This is a genomic window from Anoxybacillus sp. LAT27, from assembly GCF_022030075.1.
In the GTDB taxonomy this organism is placed as follows: Bacteria; Bacillota; Bacilli; order Bacillales; family Anoxybacillaceae; genus Anoxybacillus; species Anoxybacillus kestanbolensis.
This window is the reverse complement of the sequence record NZ_JAIWYK010000360.1, coordinates 1-228: the sequence shown is the minus strand read 5'-3', so window position 1 is coordinate 228 and position 228 is coordinate 1. Positions and strand designations below refer to the sequence as shown.

1 protein-coding gene is annotated in these 228 nt (G+C 50.9%); it reads right to left on the bottom strand.

The features are described 5' to 3' along the window. Nucleotides 1-228 (bottom strand): AMP-binding protein (locus tag LD028_RS09790; RefSeq protein ID WP_237811707.1); only part of this gene is annotated, 228 nt, incomplete at both ends.

Genomic DNA, 228 nt, shown 5'->3' with positions numbered 1-228 from the left:
AATCAGAATAAGCGGCGACGATGATTTGTTCCAACGCCGTTCGTCCAAGGAGCGGGGCCGCTTTGTCAAGCAGCTCCTGTCCAACGATGGCGACTCTCGTTTCGCAATCATTGACGTAAAAGGAAAGCTCCTCTGAGGTGTTCATCGGATTGATCGGCACGACGATCGCTTCAGCGCGCAAAATGGCATAGTAGGAGATGACAAACTGCGGAGAATTTTGCATGTACA